Source organism: Microbacterium sp. bgisy207 (assembly GCF_057706855.1).
The window spans coordinates 21,780-40,097 of record NZ_JBYIPB010000006.1; the positions used below are offsets into that span (position 1 = coordinate 21,780).

Genomic DNA, 18,318 nt, shown 5'->3' on the forward strand with positions numbered 1-18,318 from the left:
GCAAGTGAATGTATCCTCGTCAACGCAGGACGGGTCGATCTATTCCCCACCGTCGCCCATCGACGGTTCGGTGCCCGGCAGCGGCCCGTCGACCTCGGCGAACATCGCGAGCATGTCGCGGACGAGCTGGTGCGGAGCTGTCTCGCACGGACTGTGCCCTGTCTCGTACACGGCGACCTGCGCCCCGATGCGCTGGGCGTAGGCGACGTACTGCTCGGTCGGCCAGAGATCATGCGCGCCGGTGGCCACGAGCGTGGGCACCGATGCCGCGCGCACGGCGTCGGCGACATCCGGCATCCGCATCATGAGGCCCACGATGTCATCGACACTCTCGCGCCTGGTCAGAGCGAACCGCTCACGGACGAACGCGATTCGCTGGGGCGGCACCCGGTTCAGGTTGTTCCGGATGCCCCAGAGCATGAGTGAGGCACCACTTCGAGGCCCGGCCAGGCTGCTGAAGCGGCCGATCCGCTTGACCCCCCGGAAGACCTGGCCTGTCGCGGGAGGAGTGGACAGCAGGGTGAGGCTGGCGAACAGCTCGGGGCGACGCGAGAGCACGAGCTGCGAGACGAGTCCCGCGAATGAGTAGCCGAGCACATGCGCGGGTGCGGGTCCACTCTCGATCACCGCGGTGAGGTCGTCGATGAACAGTGGGTAGTCGTACCGCGCCCGCGGCGGACGGAGATTCTCGGGGCCGGCGTCGCGCGATTCGTACTGGCCCGCAAGATCGTACGCCTCGACACCGTATCCCGCCGCCGCCAGCAGCGGCAGCATCAGGGTGAAGTCCTCTTTGGATCCCGTCACGCCGGGAAAGAGCACAACCCGGCCCCGGGCACCGGTTCCGAGCGTCACGCGGGCCAGAGGGCCGCTCGGCGCCTCGAACTCGTCTCGCACGGTGCCCACCGGGAACACGCGCCAGTCCAGATCAGGAATCGCGGCGTCGCGTTCGCGAGCGTCATCGGTAAGCGTCATCGACGCCCGAGACTACTCCACGCGATCCGTTGCTGGCGGCATTCGGGCTACTCGAACAGCGCCGCACCGACATACGAACCCTCGCTCGGCGCCGGCGGAACCGCCCAGAGCCCCGACCCGATCGTCAGGAGGTACTCCATCATGAGGTCTGTCGCAACCGACCTCTGCACGGTGACGAACCGCTCGGGTGAGCGCACATAGGCCAGGAAGAACAGACCGGCGTCGAGCCTGCCGAGCGCCGTGTTCCCATCGACGTAGTTGTAGCCCCGGCGCAGCATCCGAATCCCGTCGTTGGCGTCGGGATGCGCGCGCGCCACGTGGGATGCGGGATCGATCGCGGGGATGCCGGATCCCGACACGGCGGTGAAGTCAGGAGGGGTGAACTCCTCTCCGCCACTCAAGGGGGCGCCGCTGCCCTTCGTGCGGCCGGTGATCTGCTCCTGCTCGGCCAAGCGGACCCGGTCCCACGTCTCGATCTTCATCGCGATCTTGCGGGCCACCAGATACGAGCCGCCGGCCAGCCATGCGGGACCGTCCTCGGTCGAGACCCACACGTGCTCGGCGAGGCCGTGCTCGTCGGTGGCGAGGAGGTTGGCGGTGCCGTCCTTGAACCCGAAGAGGTTTCGCGGGGTCTGCTGCTGCGCAGAGGTGCGGGATGTGCGGCCGAAGCCGAGTTGCGGCCAGCGCAAGCGCGCCCGACCGAACGCGATGCGACTGAGGTTGCGCACCGCGTGCACGGCGACCTGCGGGTCATCCGCACACGCCTGAATGCAGAGGTCTCCCCCGCTGTGGTCGGGGTCGAGGTCGTCACCCAGGAACGGCGGCAACGTCGCGAGTGCGGCGGGCGCCCGGTCGGCGAGCCCGAAACGATCGCTGCCGTCGGCCGCGCGGAACAGGGTGGGGCCGAACCCGAAGGTGATGGTGAGGTTGCTCGCGGGCAACCCGAGCGCCTCGCCGGTGTCATCCGGCGGCGCTTCGGGGGAGCCACCCACCGCCCCCGACGCACTCACCTCGAGGCCGAGCATCATCCGCGAGGCGGCGTAGCTCCAGTCCTGGAGCAGCTCGACGAGCTCTTCACGACTGGTCGTGTCCATGATGTCGAAGGCCGCGAAATGCAGATGGTCCTGCACGGGGGTCGTGATACCCGCCTGGTGCTCCCCGAAGAAGGGCTGCGTGTCGGCGCGGGGCGCCGCCGAGCCGTCCGAGGCGCGCCCGACCAGGGCGGCTCCGCCGACGCCGACCGCCACCCCCGCCGCGCCGGCGCCCAGCGCCAGGCCGAGCAGGCCGCGCCTACTCAGCCCCGCGGTGGCGTGCTGCTGCGATGCCGGATCGGTCATTCTCACTCCAGAACGGTCACTGTCAGCTGGGACAGCGGCTCTGCGAGGGCGTTGATCTGGTCCGACAGCGCACGCTTGTCCGCCTCGGTCAGCGCGCCGTACGCAACGAATCCGTCGCTGAGCGACCCGAATGCCGCCAGTTCCGCGTCCAACCGAGCGTAGCCGTCGTCGATCTGGGAGACGAGCTCCTGGCCGTCCGGACCGCTCGCGACCGCGAAGTCGCGCACGAGCGAGAAGGCCATCTTCGAACCCTCGACGTTGGCTGCGAAGTCGTACAGGTCCGTTCCCGACCACCAGTCCTCTTCGCCGCTGATCTTGCCGGTCGCGACCTCGTCGAGCAGCGCGATGGCACCGTTGGAGATGCCCGCGATGCCCTGCGATTCGAGCGTGTCGACGAACTCCTGGCCGTGCACGTAGTCGTAGAGCTCTTGCACGTCGGCGATGAGCAGGTCGCCGAAGTCGGCCCGCTGCTCGGGGGTGGACGGCGCCCAATCCTGCCAGGCCGGCGTCACGCCGTCGGAGTTGAGGGCATCGGATGCCGGGACCCACAGGTCCTTCTCGATGCGGTGGAAGCCCGTCCAGTCCAGTCCGTCGGCGACGGCGTCGACCTCGCGGAAGTCGATGCGCGGGTCGAGGTCGCCCAGCGCTTCGGCAACCGGTTCGATGCGCTCGTAGTACGCGCGCACCTGCGGGAACATCGCCCGGGCGGTCTCGTCGTCCCCCGCGACGTAGGCGGCGACGAACTCATCGACCGCGGGGACGAGCTGACCGACCTGGTCCTTGACGAACGCCGCGTACAGGTCGACGGCCTGCTGCTTGAGCTCGGCGTCGTCGCCATCCACCTCGACGGCCTCGCCCGTGACGGCGAAGGCGGCGCGGCCGACGCCCTCACCGACCATGCCCGGCTTGCACAGCGTGAAGTACTCCCCCGGTTGAGCGAGCACCGTCAGGGTGCGCGAGGCTCCCGGTGCAACGTTCTCGACCTCGCCGACGATGCGCAGCCCATCGCTGGCGAGCAGGTAGAACTCGGTGGTCTGCGATCCGGTGTTGGTCACCTCGAAGGTGAGGGTTCCGCTCGGCGCCGTCGGCGACGAGATCTCGCAGGCGTCATCGCTGGAGGTGACGGCGAGGGCACCGTCGCCCGACTGCTCGGAACGCGCGACGCAGCCGGCGAGGACGAGAGCCCCGGCGGCGGTCGCCGCGACGAAAGCGAGACTGCGCGAGAAAGTGGTCATTGTTCTCCTTGGTGTGCGAGGGGAGGGATCGTGCCGTGGGGCTCGAGAGCGGCATCCGCCGGCGCCGTGTTCGGGGCGGCCCGCGGAGGCGACGTCGGCGAAGCCCGGCGTGCACGAGTCACGAACACGGCGCCCACGATCGCGAGATACAGGACCCACGCGACCACTTGCAGCCAGCTCATGATCGGGGTGAAGCCGATCGTCGCCTGCAGGACCGCAGCGAGGGGGGTCCCCGGGCCGATGACGTGCGACAGGTCGAAAGCCCACCCGAAGGGGAAACCCGCCCAGCCGACCGCGACGGCGCCGCCGACCACCGGCGCGGCAGCCGTGAACGGACCGGGCAGCACGCCGGCCTCCTGCAGGTCATGCACCGCATAGGCGAGCACACCGGCAGCGACCACGATGAGGAACGCGCCGGTCCACGTGAAGAACACCCGCAGATTCATGCGCACGGCGCCGCGAGCGACCAGCCAGCCGAGAAGCGCAGCGAACAGGATGCCGAGCACGGCGCCCAGCAAAGACGCTGGCGCATCGCCGAAGGACTGCACCATCGACCACAACAGGAGCGTCGTCTCGACGCCTTCGCGCGCCACCGAGACGAAGCCGAGCACGACGACACCCCACAAGCCGCCCGCGGCGATCGCCCGATCGACGTTGGTCCGCAGTCCGCTCGCGAGCGTGCGGGCATGAGACTGCATCCAGAAGACCATCCAGGTCACCATCGCGACAGCCAGCAGCGACAACACGCCGCCGATGATCTCCTGGGCCTCGAAAGTGAGGGCGTAGGCGCCGAACGTGAAGAAGGCGCCCAGTCCGACCGCGAGCGCGATCGCCGCGAACACGCCCACCCACAGCCTGGGCAGCACGTCGCGCCGGCCCAGCTGCGTGAGATACGCGACGAGGATGCCGACCACGAGCGCCGCTTCGAGTCCTTCGCGCAGGCCGATGAGGAAGGTGGCGAACACGGCGGGCTCCGGCGAGACGTTGTGGGATGAAGATCGGTAAGGCTTACCTAATTACGGAGACTACTCGCGTCGGTGGTTCGCCGGCAACTCACGCGTGAGTGCCCCGGGCCGCCACCGACCAGACAACGACGAAGGGCCGCCCCACACCGTGGGACGACCCTTCGCGAAAGCGATATACGCGGGCGCTGCTTTATCGGCGCAGACCCAGGCGCTCGATCAGCTTGCGGTAGCGCTCGATGTCGATGTCCTGGAGGTAGCCGAGCAGACGACGGCGCTGACCGACGAGCAGGAACAGGCCACGACGCGAGTGGTGGTCGTGCTTATGCTCCTTGAGGTGCTCGGTAAGGTCCTTGATGCGCTGCGTCATGAGCGCGACCTGCACCTCGGGGGATCCGGTGTCACCGGGGTGCGTTGCGTACTCTTCGATGATCGCCTTCTTGGTCTCTGCTTCCAGTGCCATAGAACGATCCCCTCTCTCCTCGTTGCGCGGCGCCCGTCACCTGCTGTGCGAGCTCTCTTCATCCGCGGCCGATCGAACGGCAACCGAACAAGACTACCAGGGCTGGGATACCACGGCCACCCGCGACGGTAGGCTCTCCCCCGTGCGCCACACCGTCCACGTCAAACCGGGCAGTCGGAAAGGACCGCTGGTCATCGACGGCGACGGGACCTTGACCGTCTTCCTGCGCGAACGTGCGGTCGAGGGTGCCGCCAACGACGGCCTCGTCCGCGTGTTGGCGGAGCACTTCGGCGTCGCGTCCAGCCGGATCACGATCGTGCGGGGACACGCGGCGCGCGTCAAGCTCGTCGAGATCGACGCATGAGCGCACGCTCCGCGCGCGACGAACTGCTCGATCTGCGCCCCTTCCGCGCCAGCCCCGCGTTCGCCCGGCTCTGGATCGGCACAACGCTCGCGGGACTGGGCGGGCAACTGACCATCGTCGCCGTGATGTTGCACGTCTACGACCTCACCGCGAGCACGTTCGCTGTGTCGATGATCGCCGTCGTCGGGCTTGTGCCCATGGTCGTCGCAGGCCTCTACGGCGGCATGCTCGCCGATGCCTTCGACCGACGACTGGTCGCCCTCATCGCTGCGACCGTGACGTTCGCCTCCACGGCGCTGCTGGCCGCGCTTGCCTGGGCGCAGATGGAGACCGTCTGGTCGCTCTATGCCCTCAGCATCGTCAACTCCGCCGCGAACTCGGTCGTGCTCGCCACCCGGTCGGCGATCGTGCCGCGCCTGCTTCCCCGGCACCTGCTCCCCGCCGCTGCCGCGCTGCAGGGCATCACGGTGGGCATCATGGTCATGGCAGGCCCCGCACTGGCGGGGGTCCTCGTCGCGACTGTCGGGTACGCCTGGACGTACTCGGTCGATGTCGTGCTGATGACATCGCTGTTCCTGGGGCTGTGGACCCTTCCCCGCATCGTGCCCGAGGGCGCAATCGTGCGGCCCGGGCTGGAGTCGCTCAAGGACGGCGTGGCGTTCCTGCGACGGGCCGGGAACATCCGGCTGCAGTACATCCTGGACATCACCGCGATGACCTTCGGGCAGCCCTTGGCGCTTTTTCCCGCGATCGGAGCGGTGCTGCTCGGGGGTGGCCCGATCACGACCGGCATCCTGACCGCAGCCTTCGCAGCGGGGGCGTTCCTCTCGAGCCTGTTCTCGGGCCGCATCGGGCGATACCGCGCGCACGGCCTCGGGATCGAGCGTGCGATCCTCGTGTACGGCGCGGCGATCGTGCTGTTCGGCGCCGTCCTGCTGGCCGCCGCGCTCGGGATCGGAACACCGACAGATCTCGGCGAGACCTCGCCGAACCTCCTGCTGATCTCGATCGCGGTTCTCGTGCTGGCCGTTGCCGGCGGCGCCGACAACGTCAGCGCAATCTACCGCTCGACGATGATGCAGTCGGCAGTTCCCGACAGCATCCGGGGCAGGCTGCAGGGGATCTTCATCGTGGTCGTCGCGGGCGGGCCGCGTGTCGGCGCGCTCTACGCCGGGACGCTTGCGACCTTCACCACACTCTGGTTCCCGCCGCTGCTGGGCGGGCTGCTCATCCTCGCGATCGTCACGACGCTCGTACGACTGAGCCCCGGATTCCGCGCGTACGACGCCGACAATCCGGTTCCCTAGCAGGCAGTCCGAAAACAACAGCGGGACGGATGCCGCTGGCATCCGTCCCGCTGGGCGAGGCCTCAGTCGGCCTGCAGCGCACCCTGAAGGTCGAGCTCGATCGTCACGTCCTTGCCGACCAGGACCCCACCGGTCTCGAGGGCGGCGTTCCAGGTGAGGCCGAAGTCTTCGCGGTTGATGACGGTCTTGGCCGTTGCACCCGCCTTGTAGTTGCCCCACGGGTCGTTGCCGAAGCCACCGAACTCGACGGCGAACGTCACCGGCTTCGTGATGCCGCGGATGGTGAGGTCGCCGTCGACGAAGAAGTCGCCGTCCTCGACACGGACGCCGGTGGACACGAAGTCCATCGTCGGGTACTGCTCGGCGTCGAAGAAGTCAGCGGAACGGAGGTGGTTGTCACGTCCCTCATCCTTCGTGTCGACGGAGGCGACGTCGACCGATGCGGTCACGGTCGTCTCGAGCGGGTTCGCGGGAGTCACGAACGTCGCGCTCTTGACGCCGAAGGTGCCGCGCACCTTCGAGATCATCATGTGTCGAACGGTGAAGTGGACCTCGCTGTGCGACGCGTCCAACTGCCACGTACCCACGCGGTAGCCGGGGATCTCGACGGTCAGGGAATCGGTCATTGTCTCTCCTCGGAGCTATGTCGGAGTCGCCACACGGCGACATGACCCCCAACAGACGACCCCCTGACTCTATTCCCGTGAATGCGAATGTTCTCCTGTCTGTCACCGTCCCGTCACCGTGATGCGCGTGCAGACGACGGCGGCGGGTACCGAAGCACCCGCCGCCGTCGTGGTCGTTCTGCGCGAACGAGCGCCTCAGCCCACGGAGATCAGGTCGATGATGAAGATCAGCGTCTTTCCGCCGAGGAAGTGGCCACCTGCCGGACCGTATGCCAGATGCGGCGGGATGACCAGCTCGCGGCGTCCCCCCTCGCGCATGCCGGGGATGCCGTCCTGCCAGCCCTGGATCAGGCCGCGCAGGGGGAACTGGATGCTCTCACCGCGGTTCCACGACGAGTCGAACTCCTCGCCGGAGTCATACTCGACACCGACATAGTGCACGGTGACGCTGTCGCCCGGCTTCGCCTCCGCGCCCTCACCGACGATCAGGTCACGGATGACGAGGTCGGCGGGAGCAGGTCCCTGGGGCGCGTCGATGTCGGGCTTGGTGCGGTCATCAGTCATGCCCACCATCCCACCAGAGGCAGTCGCGACGCGCAATGCGACTCGCCCTTCCCCTCGAGCACGGGAGTGAGACCGAGCTCGCCCCACGGGTCGAGCGAGAGGTTACGAACTCCTGACGCCCGGGCTTTCGCCGGGTGCACGCGGGATCCGGGTGCCTATAGTGGGGCCCGTGGTGCGTCTGATGCTGGTCGAGGACGACCGGACCATGCGCGAAACCGTCGCCGCATACCTGACCCGCGCCGGCCATGAGGTGATCTCCGTCGGTGACGGGGCAGAAGCCGTCACGCGGTTCGCCGAGTCGCCCGTCGATCTCGTGCTGCTGGACCTGATGCTCCCGGGCATGAGCGGACTCGAGGTGACCCGGCGGCTCCGGGCCGTTCAGCGTGATCTGCCCCTGATCATGGTGACGGCCCGGGCTCAGGAGCACGAGAGAGTGCAGGGTCTGCTGGCAGGCGCCGACGACTACATCACGAAGCCCTACAGTCTGCGGGAGCTCGACCTGCGCATCCGATCGCTGCTGCGCCGGATCACCGCCGCAGGTCCCGAGCACCCCGACACGCTCGTCGACGGAGACCTGCGCGTCGAGGTCGCGGCCGGCCGGGCACTGCAAGACGGCGAACCGCTCTCCCTGACGGGGCGGGAATTCGATCTGCTGGTCTGGTTCTTGCAGCACCCGGCGGTGATCCACAGCCGGGAAGACCTCATCCGGGAAGTCTGGCGCTGGAACGTGGGCGATCCATCCACCGTGACGGTGCACGTGAGACGACTACGGGAGAAGATCGAGGTCGACCCCTCGCGGCCGACGCGGCTGGCGACGGTGTTCGGCAAGGGGTACCGCTGGGATCCGAGCGGGTCGACAGAGGCCGGATCATGACCCCCGACGAGAACGCCGTCGTCCTCTCGATCCTCACGACAGCGGGGGTGGGACTGGCCGGCACGGCGATCGTGGCCGCCCTCCCGCGGTCCAAGCCCATCGTCGCGGCCATCGCCGCGCCGTTCGTCGTCGTCGCCTCGCTCGGCGCGGGTGTTGCGGTGGCGACCCGGCAGATGCTGATCGACGACCACACGTCCCAGACGCTGCTCGTCGTCCTCGCCGCGTGCGCCCCGCTCGCACTGCTGGTGGGACTCGTGCTGGCCCGCCGAGCCCGGGCCGTCGAACGAGAGGCCGCCGCCGAACGCGCAGACCGGCAGCGCGCCCGCGAGGTCGAGGACTCACGACGCGAGACGATCCGCTGGCTCTCCCACGATCTGCGCACGCCCCTTGCCGGCATCCGCGCGTTGGCCGAGTCGGCGGCCGACGAGACCTCCCCCGACGACCCGCCCGCCCGCATTGTCCGCGAAGTCGACCGGCTCGACGCGATGGTCGACGACATCGTGGAGCTGTCGCGATTGCACACCGAACGCCGACGCGACATCACTGCCGCGTCGCTCGATGACCTCGTGTCGGATGCTGTCGCGTCGGTCTCCCCGCTCGCCGCGGCGGAAGGGGTCCGGATCGAGGCGAGGGCGCTGGGTGGTGACGTCATCGATGTCGAGGTGCGCGAGGTGACCCGTGCCGTCACGAACATCATCCGCAACGCCGTGCAGCACACCCCTGCGGGCGGGAGTGTGACGCTCACGACCGTCCGCGACGGAGACGACGCCGTGGTCTCGGTCACGGACGGATGCGGAGGCATCCCCGCCGACGATCTGCCCCACCTCCTCGAGCCAGGCTGGCGCGGCGACTCCGCTCGATCGGAACGGGGCATGGGCCTCGGGCTCGCAATCGTCGACGAGGTCGCGCGGGCGCACGGTGGTCGCGTGACGATCGAGGGCACCGCGCCGGCACCGGGCTGCACCGTCAGCCTGCGCCTGCCTGCGGCCACCGACCACTGACGGCTCGCACGTGTGGCACCGCGCGAGCCGGGAACTTCTTACGGTCCCATGACGAGTCGCCGCCTCCGCTGGAGCGACGGCGCACCCTCGCGTTGACTGATGCCGACAGACGATCTTTCGACCGAGCACCGGAGTCATCATGCGCCACTCATCCGTCACCGCCACCCTCGTCCTCATCGCAGGACTCGGCCTCACCGCGTGCGCCACGCCGGCCTCCACGGGCGCGGGCGCGACGCCGACACCGACTCATCTGGCCGAGGAGATGACCGAGGAGATGGCCACGAGCGAGCCGATGGACGATATGTCAGTCGACGCGATGGCAGCGGGCGCCTACCTCTCGCTCGAGGAGTACCAGAACCAGATGGCGGAGCGGGCCGACACGACGGTCGTGTACTTCTTCCACGCGGACTGGTGCCCGAGCTGCCGCGCAACCGACGAATCGTTGACCACCGCGGGGATCCCGGATGGCCTCACCGTCGTGAAGGTCGACTACGACACCGCCAACGATCTCAAACGCGAGTACGGGATCACCCAGCAGCACACGTTCGTCCAGGTCGATCGCGACGGGACACAGCTGGCCAAGTGGACCGGATCGGTGACCGGCGAGGACATCAAGGCGCAGGCGATCCAGGGATGATCACCGCCCTGGCAGGAGCGCTGCTGGCGGGGGCGTTGACGACACTGGCACCCTGCTCGCTCACCCTCCTGCCGATCATCGTCGGCGGCTCATTGCAGGGTGCATCGAATCGAGACGCGACCCGCCGCGCGGTCGTCATCACGCTGTCTCTGGGCGCGAGTGTCACGGCGTTCACGCTGCTTCTGCGGGCCACGACCGCGCTCATCGACATCCCCACGCAGGTGTGGCAGGTCGCCAGCGGCATCCTGCTCATCGTCCTGGGGCTGTTCTCGGTCTTTCCCGGCGCGTGGGATCGGATCACGCTCCGGACCGGACTGACCGGAGCATCGGCGCGGAACCTGGATGCGGCACACCGGCGCGGCGGCACCGTGGGCGCGATCCTCACCGGCGCCGCGCTCGGCCCCGTCTTCACCTCGTGCAGTCCGCTGTTCGCGTACGTGATCGTGACGGTGCTGCCCGCCGAGCCCGGCCGTGGTCTCGCTCTGCTTGCCGCCTATGTCGTCGGCCTCATGGCGGTTCTGCTCGTGATCGCGCTGGCCGGCCAGCGCGCCGTGCGCAGGATGCGGTGGGCGGCCGACCCGCATGGGTGGTTCCGCCGCGGGTTGGGCATCCTGTTCATCGTCATCGGCATCCTGATCGCCACCGGGGTGATGCAAGACATCGAGGCCTGGATCCTCACCTCCTCACCGATCGCGCCGTGGGAGATCGGCTCGGACATCGGACGGTGATCCCCGGTGCGGTCTCCCTCGCCGAGGGGTCTTGACAGGGCACGCAGGCAGAGAGAAGCTGTTATAGATCTACTCAGCGCCCGGATAGGACTCGCAGGCATCGCCGCGGCACCGGGCGCTGAGTCTTTGTCCGGCCGAGGACGGCTGTCGACGCTAGCGTGGATGAATGCGCTTCGCCCACGTCTCTTTTCCCGGGTCGGCCTCCCTTCAGCTCGTCACCGTGGACGATGGCGGTGCGGCCGTCGTCTCCGAGCTGTTCGACGGTGCCCCGGCAACACTCAACGACCTCATCGACGGCGGTGCGGAGATGCTCGAGCGGGTGAGGCTCGCCGCGGCCGACGCCGCGCGCGTCCCGCTGTCGGGCGCGGTGTTCGGGCCCGCCGTCCCCCAGCCTCCCGTGATCCTCGCGGTGGGTCTGAACTACGCAGCACACTCCAGCGAACTCGGCTTGAAGACCGACACTGCTCCGACAGTCTTCGTCCTCTGGCCGGGTTCTCTCGCGGGCCACGACGGAACGACGCGCTGGCCTAGGACACTCAGCGAGGCGGTGGACTACGAGGCGGAGCTGGGTGTGATCATCGGGCGACCCGCGAAAGACGTCACACCCGAGAATGCCCTCGATCACGTCTGGGGCTACACCGTCGTCAACGACATCACCGCCCGCGACATCCAGTTCGCCGAGGCGCAGTGGTCGCGGTGCAAGTCCTTCGACGGCTTCACTCCCGTGGGCCCGGTCGTCGTCACCGCTGACGAGATCACCGACCCGCAGGATCTCCACATATGGACGGTGCTGGACGGGCACACGCTGCAGGATGCATCCACGAGCCAGATGGTCCGCCCCGTCGCGACCCTGATCGCGCACCTTTCGGCATCAGCGACCTTGCTCCCGGGGACGTTGATCTCGACCGGCAGCCCCGGCGGCGCCGGCTATTCCCGCGACCCGCAGGTGTTCCTGCGTGATCGGTCGACCGTGACGGTGGGCGTAGAGGGCATCGGAGAACTGAGAACGCACTGCCGGATCATCGACTGATCCGGCAGTGCGTTCGGGCGGCTCGCGAACTCAGCCGCAGGTGATGGTGACCCCGTTCACCTCGTGCACGCCGGTGCCGAGCTCGGAGCACACGGCCAGCGCCGAGCCGAGCGAGCTGAACACGGCGATCGCGATGATGATCCCGATCACCATGAAGACGATCGAGAGGATGATCGCCCACAACGCGGGACCGTTCTTCGCTCCAGCCTTGCGGCTCTGGACCAGGGCGACGATCCCGAGGATGAGCCCGAGGAGCTGGAAGAAGAAGGCGAGGATGAGGGCGACGATGCCGAGCGTCTTGCCGGGCACGGCCGCGGTCGGAGCTCCTGCGGGCGCCTGCGGCGCAGGCTGGTAGGCGGATGAATCGGACATGGGCGACTCCTTGCGTCCATTGCGGGTGACGTTGGCCGCACATCATTGAGCGACTTTTCCGCAATCTAGCGGCATTTTCCCAGCTACCGCAATCTGCTTCCGTCGCGCTACAGATCGGTGTCGCCCGTGGGAGCGTTCTCGAAGCCCACGATGGGGATCGCGGCGGTGACGGCCTCGATCCCGGACAAGCGGGCCGGGGACAACTGCTTGTCTACCTCGGCCCGGGACATCAGACCTCCTTCGACGACGAGATCGGCGATGTTGCGCCCCGACGCCAGCGCCGACTTCGCGAGGGCGGCCGCCGCGGCGTAGCCGATGAACGGGGTCAGCGCCGTCACCACACCCACCGAGGCCCCGACGGTGGCAGCCAGTCGCTCGTGGTTGGCGGTGATCCCGTCGACGCAGTTGACACGCAGCGTGCGCATGGCGCGCCGCATCCACGTGATGGACTGGAAGATCGAGTGAGCGATGATCGGCTCGAAAGCGTTCAGCTGCAATTGCCCGCCCTCCACCGCCATCGTGACCGTGAGGTCAGCACCGGCGACCGCGAACGCCACCTGGTTGACCACCTCCGGGATGACGGGGTTCACCTTGCCGGGCATGATGCTCGATCCCGCCTGCCGGGGCGGCAGCGAAATCTCGCCGAGTCCGGCCTGCGGGCCCGAGGAAAGCAGACGAAGATCATTGGAGATCTTCGAGAGCTTGATCGCGTTGCGCTTGAGCGAGGCCGAGAACGACATGAACGCTCCGGTGTCGCTGGTCGACTCGACGAGGTCGGATGCGGTCTCCAGATCCAGCCCCGTGATGTGACGGAGGTGCCGGAGAACCGCGGCCGCGTAATCGGGGTGCGCGGTGATGCCCGTGCCGATGGCCGTCGCCCCGAGGTTCACCTCGAACAGCAGATGGGCGTTCTCTGTGAGCCGCTGATAGTCCTGACCCAGGGTGGTCGCGAAACCGTGGAACTCTTGCCCGAGAGTCATCGGAACGGCATCCTGCAACTGGGTGCGACCGACCTTGAGAACGTCGTGGAACTCGACAGCCTTGCGCAGGAACGATGTGCGCAGCATGTCGAGCTCTTCGAGGAGCGTCTTCAGGTCGAGGCTCAGTCCGATCTTGATGGCCGTGGGATAGACATCGTTGGTCGACTGGCTGCGGTTGGTGTCGTCGATGGGTGAGAGGAACGCGTAATCGCCGCGTGGGCGCCCGGCAAGCTCGAGAGCGATGTTGGTGATGACCTCGTTGGCGTTCATGTTCGTCGAGGTGCCCGCACCGCCTTGGACGACACCGACAACGAACTGGTCGTGGAACTCGCCGTCGATCACGAGCTGCGCCGCCCGGTCGATGAGCGTTGCCTTCTCGGGATCCAGCACCCCGATCTCGGCGTTGGCTCGAGCGGCAGCCTGCTTGACCATCGCGAGCCCCCGCACGAGGTCTGCATAGACCGAGATGGGGCGCTGTGAGATCGGGAAGTTCTCGAGCGCTCGGGCGGTGTGGATGCCCCAGTAGGCATCCGCGGGAATCTCCATCGAGCCGAGGGAGTCGGTCTCCGTGCGCGTGTGACCGGGCGTGTGGTGCGTCATTGTTCCTGCCGTTCAGGAGCGCTTGCGCGAGAATGCCTCGAGCCGCTCTTGGGGGGTGAGTGCCGCCATCCGTTCGACCCACTCCTCAGAGAAGTAGTCGCCGGTGTCGGCATCGACGACCGGCACGACCGCGTGCGTGATCGTCGTCTCGTACACGTGCACGAGGTGGAAGGACTGGCCGGCGTCCATGCCGTTGACCTCCCGCGGGGGCCGTGCGAGGTTCATGGTGTAACAGGTGGCTGCCGAGACCGAGACCGGGATCCCCGCGAAGGTCGCGCTCGTCGAGTAGTGCAGGTGGCCGGCGAGGATGCCGCGGACATCCGACCCCTCGAGGGCGTCGGCGAGCCGCTGCTGGTCGCGCAGCTCGAGGATGTCGAAAAACGGCAGGTGAGACGGAATCGGCGGATGGTGCATCGCCAGGAGCGTACCCAGCGGCGCGGGCACGGCGAGTTCCTCCCGCAGCCACGCCAGCTGTCCCTCGTCGAGGTCGCCGTGGTTCCAGCCGGGAACCGACGTGTCGAGAGCGATGAGCCTCAATCCATCGAGGTCCCAGACCCCCGTGACCGGATCCTGCGTCGGTTCGGTGTCCAGGAGCTGCGCACGCAGCGCCGGCCGCTCGTCGTGGTTGCCGGCGACCCAGACCAGGGGCGTGGACAGCTCGTCGGCCAGCGGCTCGAGGGCTGCGCGCAGCTCGCGGTAGGCCCCGGGCTCTCCCTGATCGGTGAGGTCGCCGGTCACGACGATCGCGTCCGGGCGGATGCCCAAGCCCCGCACCTTCTCCAGGGTCCGGTGGAGGTTCGCGGCCGTGTCGAACCGGCCCGAGAGCGGCCTGTTCGCGTCGAGGAAGTGAGTGTCGCTCAGATGCACGATCGTGCGAAGCGCAGGCGGGTACTGACCAAAACGCACGGGAGCGGCAGCCATGTCGCCAGCATACGTCGCGCCGGTGACGCAGCCCCCTCGACTAGCGTGGGTCGGGTGACCTCCGTCCCCCCTTCGCCCCGCGCGCTGCGCCGCCCCAGCCTCCGCTCCCATCACGGCGACGTCTTCGACGACGCCTATGAGTGGCTTCGCGCGAAGGACGACGCCGACGTCCGCAGCCATCTCGCGGCAGAGAACGCCTTCACTGAGGCGCGTACCGCCCACCTTGCCCCGCTGCGGGAGCAGATCTTCGAGGAGATCCGCTCCCGCACTCGGGAGACCGACATGTCGGTTCCGGTCCGCCGGGGACAGTGGTGGTACTACACGCGGTCCGTCGAGGGACAGCAGTACGGCATCCACTGTCGCGCACCGTTGGCTGCACCCGACGACTGGGACCCTCCGGCCCTGTCCCCCGAGGTCGAGGTGCCGGGCGAGCAGATCCTGCTCGATGCGAACCAGGAAGCCGAGGGCCACGACTTCTTCGCGCTCGGGAGTTTCGAGGTCTCCACCGATGCCACCCGACTCTTGTATGCCGTCGACACCGTCGGCGACGAGCGCTACACCGTCCGCGTACGGGATCTGACCACCGGTCAGATGCTCCCCGACGAGATCCCGAACACGTTCTCGGGAGCCACCTTCTCCCCCGACGGGCGCCATATCGTGTACACCACCGTCGATGACGCGTGGCGGCCCGACACCGTCTGGCTGCACACGCTCGGGTCCCCCACATCCGAGGACCGGACGCTGTTCCACGAGGCCGATGAGCGCTACTGGGTGGGCGCCGGATTCACCCGCAGCGACAGGTATCTGGTCATCGAACTCGGCTCCTCGATCACGTCCGAAGAGTGGCTCCTGGACGCGGATGACCTCGTCGGGGAGCCCCGCGTCGTGTGGCCCCGGCGGGAGGGTGTGGAGTACTCCAGTTCCCACGCGGTCGTGAACGGCGAGGACGTGCTGTACGTCATCCACAACGACGGCGCTCGCGACTTCGAGCTCGTCCGGGTGCGTGCCGACGACCCGCAGGGCGCTCGCGACATCGTCATCCCCCACCGCCCGGGGCAACGGCTCCTGGGCATGTCGACATTCCGCGACTGGGCGGTGCTGGCCTATCGCCGGGAGGGACTCGCGCGGCTCGCCACGTTCGACTACGCGAGCGCGACAGTCACGGAGATCCGCTTCGACGAGGAGCTGTACGACGCCGGCACGGCGGGCAATCCCGAGTGGGCACCGCCCATGATCCGGATCGCGTTCGGATCCTTCGTCACGCCATCGACGGTGCTCGACCTGGTGGTCGCGACCGATGAGCGTCGCATCCGCAAGCAGCAACCGGTGCTCGGCGGGTACGACGCCTCGGACTACGGGCAGCGCCGGGTCTGGGCGCTTGCCGATGACGGCGTCCGCATACCCGTCTCGATCGTGTGGCGCCGCTCGTTCGGCGAGCCGGGCGAGCACCCTCGTCCCCTGCACCTGTACGGTTACGGCTCCTACGAGCACTCGATCGACCCCGGATTCTCGATCGCGCGCCTATCCGAGCTCGATCGCGGCGTGATCTTCGCCGTCGCACACGTCCGGGGCGGCGGTGAGATGGGTCGCGGCTGGTACGAGGACGGCAAGCTGCTGAACAAGCGCAACACGTTCACCGACTTCGTCGCCGTCGCCCGCCACCTCATCGACAGCGGGTACACGGATGCCGATCACCTGGTCGCCGAAGGCGGTAGCGCCGGCGGGCTCCTGATGGGCGCTGTCGCGAACATCGCTCCCGAGCTGTTCGCCGGCATCCTCGCGGTCGTGCCGTTCGTGGATGCGCTCACGACGATCCTCGACCCGTCGCTGCCGCTGACGGTCATCGAGTGGGACGAGTGGGGCAACCCCCTGCATGATGCCGATGTCTACGCCTACATGAAGGGCTACACGCCGTACGAGAACGTGCGCGATGGGGTGCGCTACCCACGCATCCTCGCCGTGACCTCGCTCAACGACACGCGGGTCTTGTACGTCGAGCCGGCCAAGTGGGTGGCCCGACTACGCGACGTGGGCGCCGATGCGCTGCTGAAGTGCGAGATGTCGGCGGGGCACGGAGGCGTCAGCGGCCGGTACAACTCCTGGCGCGAGCGGGCCTACGAACTCGCGTGGATCTTCGACGTCCTCGGCGTCGCCGACGCCTGACCTCCCGCGCAGCGAGGGCTGGGGGCGAACGGCACCTCAGCCGAAGAGTGCGGCTGCCTCTTCGTAGCGGTACAGGGGAACGGTGTTGAGTTCGCCGAGCGCCTCTTCGAACGAGACCCGAACGATATCCGTTCCGCGCATGGCGACCATCTGGCCCCATGCCCCGTCGACGAGCGCATCGGCGGCGTGCAGGCCCAGTCGGGTCGCCAGAACACGGTCGAACGCCGAGGGCGATCCGCCGCGTTGGATGTGACCGAGAACCGTCGCGCGCGTTTCGATTCCCGTGATGCGCTCGATCTCGGGGGCGATGAGCTCGCCGATCCCCCCGAGGCGCGGACGGTTGAACGCGTCGAGACCCTTGTGGCTGTGCGCTTCATCCATTCCGGTGAGCGTGAATCCCTCCGAGACCACGACAAGCGGTGCGCGGCCGCGGTCGTGCGCGCTGGTCACCTGCTGGCAGATCTCGTCGATCGACATCGGCACCTCGGGAATGCAGATGACGTGCGCACCGGCGGCGATACCGGCGTGCAGGGCGATCCACCCGACGTGGCGTCCCATGACCTCCGCGACCATGCAGCGCTGGTGCGAGTCGCCGGTGGTGCGAAGACGGTCCATCGCGTCCGTGGCGATGTTGACGGCGGTGTCGAAGCCGAACGAGTAATCGGTCGCGCGAAGGTCGTTGTCGATCGTCTTCGGGACGCCGAGCACCTTGATGCCGTCCTTCCAGAGCCGGTCGGCGGCGGCGAGAGTCCCCTCCCCGCCGATCGCGAGGATGCCGTCGATCCCCGCATCCTCCAGTGTGCGTGTGATGTTCTCGGCGCCGCCGCGGGGGCCCTCGTACGGGTTGGTGCGGCTCGTTCCGAGGATCGTCCCGCCGACCTTCGACAGACCCTTCACGTCGTGGCGCGAGAGCGGAAAGAAGTCACCGTCGACGACACCGCGCCATCCGTCGCGGATGCCGACGAAGTCAAGACCGTACGACGTCGTCCCCTTGAGGACCACGCCGCGGATGACCGCGTTCAGTCCGGGGCAATCGCCGCCGCTGGTGAGGATGCCGATTCTCATGTGCCGTCCCTGTTGGAGTGTCCGGATGCAAGGTGGCGACGTTGCCTCCACCGACACTAGCGTCCGTATCCCGTGCCAGCCATCCCCATGCCGCCGTGATTACCCGGCGACGAGGCG

At 68.1% G+C, this 18,318-nt stretch carries 19 protein-coding genes; 8 read left to right on the forward strand and 11 right to left on the reverse strand.

What is annotated here, in order from left to right:
* Window positions 1-39: 39 nt before the first annotated feature.
* The 5 genes from AC3ENO_RS06955 to rpsO form a co-directional block, all read right to left on the reverse strand.
* On the reverse strand, window positions 40-972 hold the full coding sequence (locus AC3ENO_RS06955) for an alpha/beta fold hydrolase (RefSeq protein ID WP_434969923.1): 933 nt from the start codon (window positions 970-972) through the stop codon (window positions 40-42).
* 47 nt (window positions 973-1,019) lie between these two features.
* Window positions 1,020-2,309, reverse strand: coding sequence for an iron uptake transporter deferrochelatase/peroxidase subunit (efeB, locus tag AC3ENO_RS06960; RefSeq protein ID WP_434970090.1), 1,290 nt, complete (start codon window positions 2,307-2,309; stop codon window positions 1,020-1,022).
* 2 nt (window positions 2,310-2,311) lie between these two features.
* The gene (gene efeO / locus AC3ENO_RS06965; RefSeq protein WP_434969924.1) at window positions 2,312-3,544 is read right to left on the reverse strand and encodes an iron uptake system protein EfeO; all 1,233 of its coding nucleotides are present in this window, start codon (window positions 3,542-3,544) and stop codon (window positions 2,312-2,314) included.
* Entirely contained in the window at window positions 3,541-4,509 is a 969-nt protein-coding gene (gene efeU / locus AC3ENO_RS06970; RefSeq protein WP_434969925.1) for an iron uptake transporter permease EfeU, read from the reverse strand. Before efeU ends, efeO begins: the two co-directional genes overlap by 4 nt.
* Window positions 4,510-4,699: 190 nt before the next feature.
* A complete protein-coding gene (gene rpsO, locus AC3ENO_RS06975) occupies window positions 4,700-4,969 on the reverse strand; it encodes a 30S ribosomal protein S15 (RefSeq protein ID WP_228177722.1) in 270 nt (89 codons plus the stop codon).
* A gap of 142 nt (window positions 4,970-5,111) precedes the next feature.
* Here rpsO and AC3ENO_RS06980 point away from each other — a divergent pair, with 142 nt between their 5' ends.
* Complete coding sequence (locus AC3ENO_RS06980) at window positions 5,112-5,333, forward strand: DUF167 domain-containing protein (RefSeq protein ID WP_434969926.1); 222 nt, start codon at window positions 5,112-5,114, stop codon at window positions 5,331-5,333.
* Complete coding sequence (locus AC3ENO_RS06985; protein ID WP_434969927.1) at window positions 5,330-6,640, forward strand: MFS transporter; 1,311 nt, start codon at window positions 5,330-5,332, stop codon at window positions 6,638-6,640. The genes AC3ENO_RS06980 and AC3ENO_RS06985 overlap by 4 nt, the downstream gene beginning before the upstream one ends.
* 62 nt (window positions 6,641-6,702) lie before the next feature.
* On the opposite strand, the gene AC3ENO_RS06990 is transcribed toward AC3ENO_RS06985, so the two are convergent.
* Window positions 6,703-7,266, reverse strand: a complete 564-nt coding sequence (locus tag AC3ENO_RS06990) for a YceI family protein (RefSeq protein ID WP_434969928.1) — start codon at window positions 7,264-7,266, stop codon at window positions 6,703-6,705.
* A gap of 195 nt (window positions 7,267-7,461) precedes the next feature.
* A complete protein-coding gene (locus AC3ENO_RS06995; RefSeq protein WP_434969929.1) occupies window positions 7,462-7,830 on the reverse strand; it encodes an FKBP-type peptidyl-prolyl cis-trans isomerase in 369 nt (122 codons plus the stop codon).
* A gap of 169 nt (window positions 7,831-7,999) precedes the next feature.
* Between AC3ENO_RS06995 and AC3ENO_RS07000 the strand changes: the two genes are divergently transcribed.
* The 5 genes from AC3ENO_RS07000 (at window position 8,000) to AC3ENO_RS07020 (ending at window position 12,100) form a co-directional block, all read left to right on the forward strand.
* Window positions 8,000-8,704 carry a response regulator transcription factor gene (locus tag AC3ENO_RS07000; RefSeq protein WP_434969930.1) on the forward strand — a complete coding sequence of 235 codons (705 nt, stop codon included), beginning with the start codon at window positions 8,000-8,002 and terminating at the stop codon, window positions 8,702-8,704.
* Window positions 8,701-9,705: a sensor histidine kinase gene (locus AC3ENO_RS07005; protein WP_434969931.1), complete on the forward strand. Its 1,005-nt coding sequence runs from the start codon at window positions 8,701-8,703 to the stop codon at window positions 9,703-9,705. Before AC3ENO_RS07000 ends, AC3ENO_RS07005 begins: the two co-directional genes overlap by 4 nt.
* Before the next feature lie 139 nt (window positions 9,706-9,844).
* Window positions 9,845-10,342 carry a thioredoxin family protein gene (locus AC3ENO_RS07010; protein WP_434969932.1) on the forward strand — a complete coding sequence of 166 codons (498 nt, stop codon included), beginning with the start codon at window positions 9,845-9,847 and terminating at the stop codon, window positions 10,340-10,342.
* The gene (locus tag AC3ENO_RS07015; protein ID WP_434969933.1) at window positions 10,339-11,070 is read left to right on the forward strand and encodes a cytochrome c biogenesis CcdA family protein; all 732 of its coding nucleotides are present in this window, start codon (window positions 10,339-10,341) and stop codon (window positions 11,068-11,070) included. Before AC3ENO_RS07010 ends, AC3ENO_RS07015 begins: the two co-directional genes overlap by 4 nt.
* Window positions 11,071-11,236: 166 nt before the next feature.
* Complete coding sequence (locus AC3ENO_RS07020; protein WP_434969934.1) at window positions 11,237-12,100, forward strand: fumarylacetoacetate hydrolase family protein; 864 nt, start codon at window positions 11,237-11,239, stop codon at window positions 12,098-12,100.
* Window positions 12,101-12,130: 30 nt separating this feature from the next.
* Here the strand turns inward: AC3ENO_RS07020 and AC3ENO_RS07025 are convergent, their stop codons facing one another.
* The 3 genes from AC3ENO_RS07025 to AC3ENO_RS07035 all read right to left on the reverse strand — a co-directional run bounded on the left by AC3ENO_RS07025 (window position 12,131) and on the right by AC3ENO_RS07035 (window position 14,973).
* Window positions 12,131-12,472 carry a DUF4190 domain-containing protein gene (locus tag AC3ENO_RS07025; RefSeq protein ID WP_434969935.1) on the reverse strand — a complete coding sequence of 114 codons (342 nt, stop codon included), beginning with the start codon at window positions 12,470-12,472 and terminating at the stop codon, window positions 12,131-12,133.
* A 107-nt stretch (window positions 12,473-12,579) separates the two neighbouring features.
* Entirely contained in the window at window positions 12,580-14,052 is a 1,473-nt protein-coding gene (locus AC3ENO_RS07030) for an aspartate ammonia-lyase (RefSeq protein ID WP_434969936.1), read from the reverse strand.
* Window positions 14,053-14,064: 12 nt separating this feature from the next.
* Window positions 14,065-14,973, reverse strand: coding sequence for a phosphodiesterase (locus AC3ENO_RS07035; protein WP_434969937.1), 909 nt, complete (start codon window positions 14,971-14,973; stop codon window positions 14,065-14,067).
* Between the two features lie 54 nt (window positions 14,974-15,027).
* Between AC3ENO_RS07035 and AC3ENO_RS07040 the strand changes: the two genes are divergently transcribed.
* Window positions 15,028-17,136, forward strand: coding sequence for a S9 family peptidase (locus AC3ENO_RS07040; RefSeq protein WP_434969938.1), 2,109 nt, complete (start codon window positions 15,028-15,030; stop codon window positions 17,134-17,136).
* Window positions 17,137-17,172: 36 nt separating this feature from the next.
* Here the strand turns inward: AC3ENO_RS07040 and AC3ENO_RS07045 are convergent, their stop codons facing one another.
* The gene (locus AC3ENO_RS07045) at window positions 17,173-18,201 is read right to left on the reverse strand and encodes a 6-phosphofructokinase (protein WP_434969939.1); all 1,029 of its coding nucleotides are present in this window, start codon (window positions 18,199-18,201) and stop codon (window positions 17,173-17,175) included.
* Between the last annotated feature and the right edge of the window lie 117 nt (window positions 18,202-18,318).

Excerpts from the sequence above, each read along its gene's own strand:
- AC3ENO_RS06955 (WP_434969923.1), bottom strand. The coding sequence starts at position 972 with ATGACGCTTACCGATGACGCTCGCGAACGCGACGCCGCGATTCCTGAT.
- efeB (WP_434970090.1), bottom strand. The coding sequence starts at position 2,309 with ATGACCGATCCGGCATCGCAGCAGCACGCCACCGCGGGGCTGAGTAGG.
- efeO (WP_434969924.1), bottom strand. The coding sequence starts at position 3,544 with ATGACCACTTTCTCGCGCAGTCTCGCTTTCGTCGCGGCGACCGCCGCC.
- rpsO (WP_228177722.1), bottom strand. The coding sequence starts at position 4,969 with ATGGCACTGGAAGCAGAGACCAAGAAGGCGATCATCGAAGAGTACGCA.
- AC3ENO_RS06985 (WP_434969927.1), top strand. The coding sequence starts at position 5,330 with ATGAGCGCACGCTCCGCGCGCGACGAACTGCTCGATCTGCGCCCCTTC.
- AC3ENO_RS06990 (WP_434969928.1), bottom strand. The coding sequence starts at position 7,266 with ATGACCGATTCCCTGACCGTCGAGATCCCCGGCTACCGCGTGGGTACG.
- AC3ENO_RS06995 (WP_434969929.1), bottom strand. The coding sequence starts at position 7,830 with ATGACTGATGACCGCACCAAGCCCGACATCGACGCGCCCCAGGGACCT.
- AC3ENO_RS07005 (WP_434969931.1), top strand. The coding sequence starts at position 8,701 with ATGACCCCCGACGAGAACGCCGTCGTCCTCTCGATCCTCACGACAGCG.
- AC3ENO_RS07010 (WP_434969932.1), top strand. The coding sequence starts at position 9,845 with ATGCGCCACTCATCCGTCACCGCCACCCTCGTCCTCATCGCAGGACTC.
- AC3ENO_RS07015 (WP_434969933.1), top strand. The coding sequence starts at position 10,339 with ATGATCACCGCCCTGGCAGGAGCGCTGCTGGCGGGGGCGTTGACGACA.
- AC3ENO_RS07020 (WP_434969934.1), top strand. The coding sequence starts at position 11,237 with ATGCGCTTCGCCCACGTCTCTTTTCCCGGGTCGGCCTCCCTTCAGCTC.
- AC3ENO_RS07025 (WP_434969935.1), bottom strand. The coding sequence starts at position 12,472 with ATGTCCGATTCATCCGCCTACCAGCCTGCGCCGCAGGCGCCCGCAGGA.
- AC3ENO_RS07030 (WP_434969936.1), bottom strand. The coding sequence starts at position 14,052 with ATGACGCACCACACGCCCGGTCACACGCGCACGGAGACCGACTCCCTC.
- AC3ENO_RS07035 (WP_434969937.1), bottom strand. The coding sequence starts at position 14,973 with ATGGCTGCCGCTCCCGTGCGTTTTGGTCAGTACCCGCCTGCGCTTCGC.
- AC3ENO_RS07045 (WP_434969939.1), bottom strand. The coding sequence starts at position 18,201 with ATGAGAATCGGCATCCTCACCAGCGGCGGCGATTGCCCCGGACTGAAC.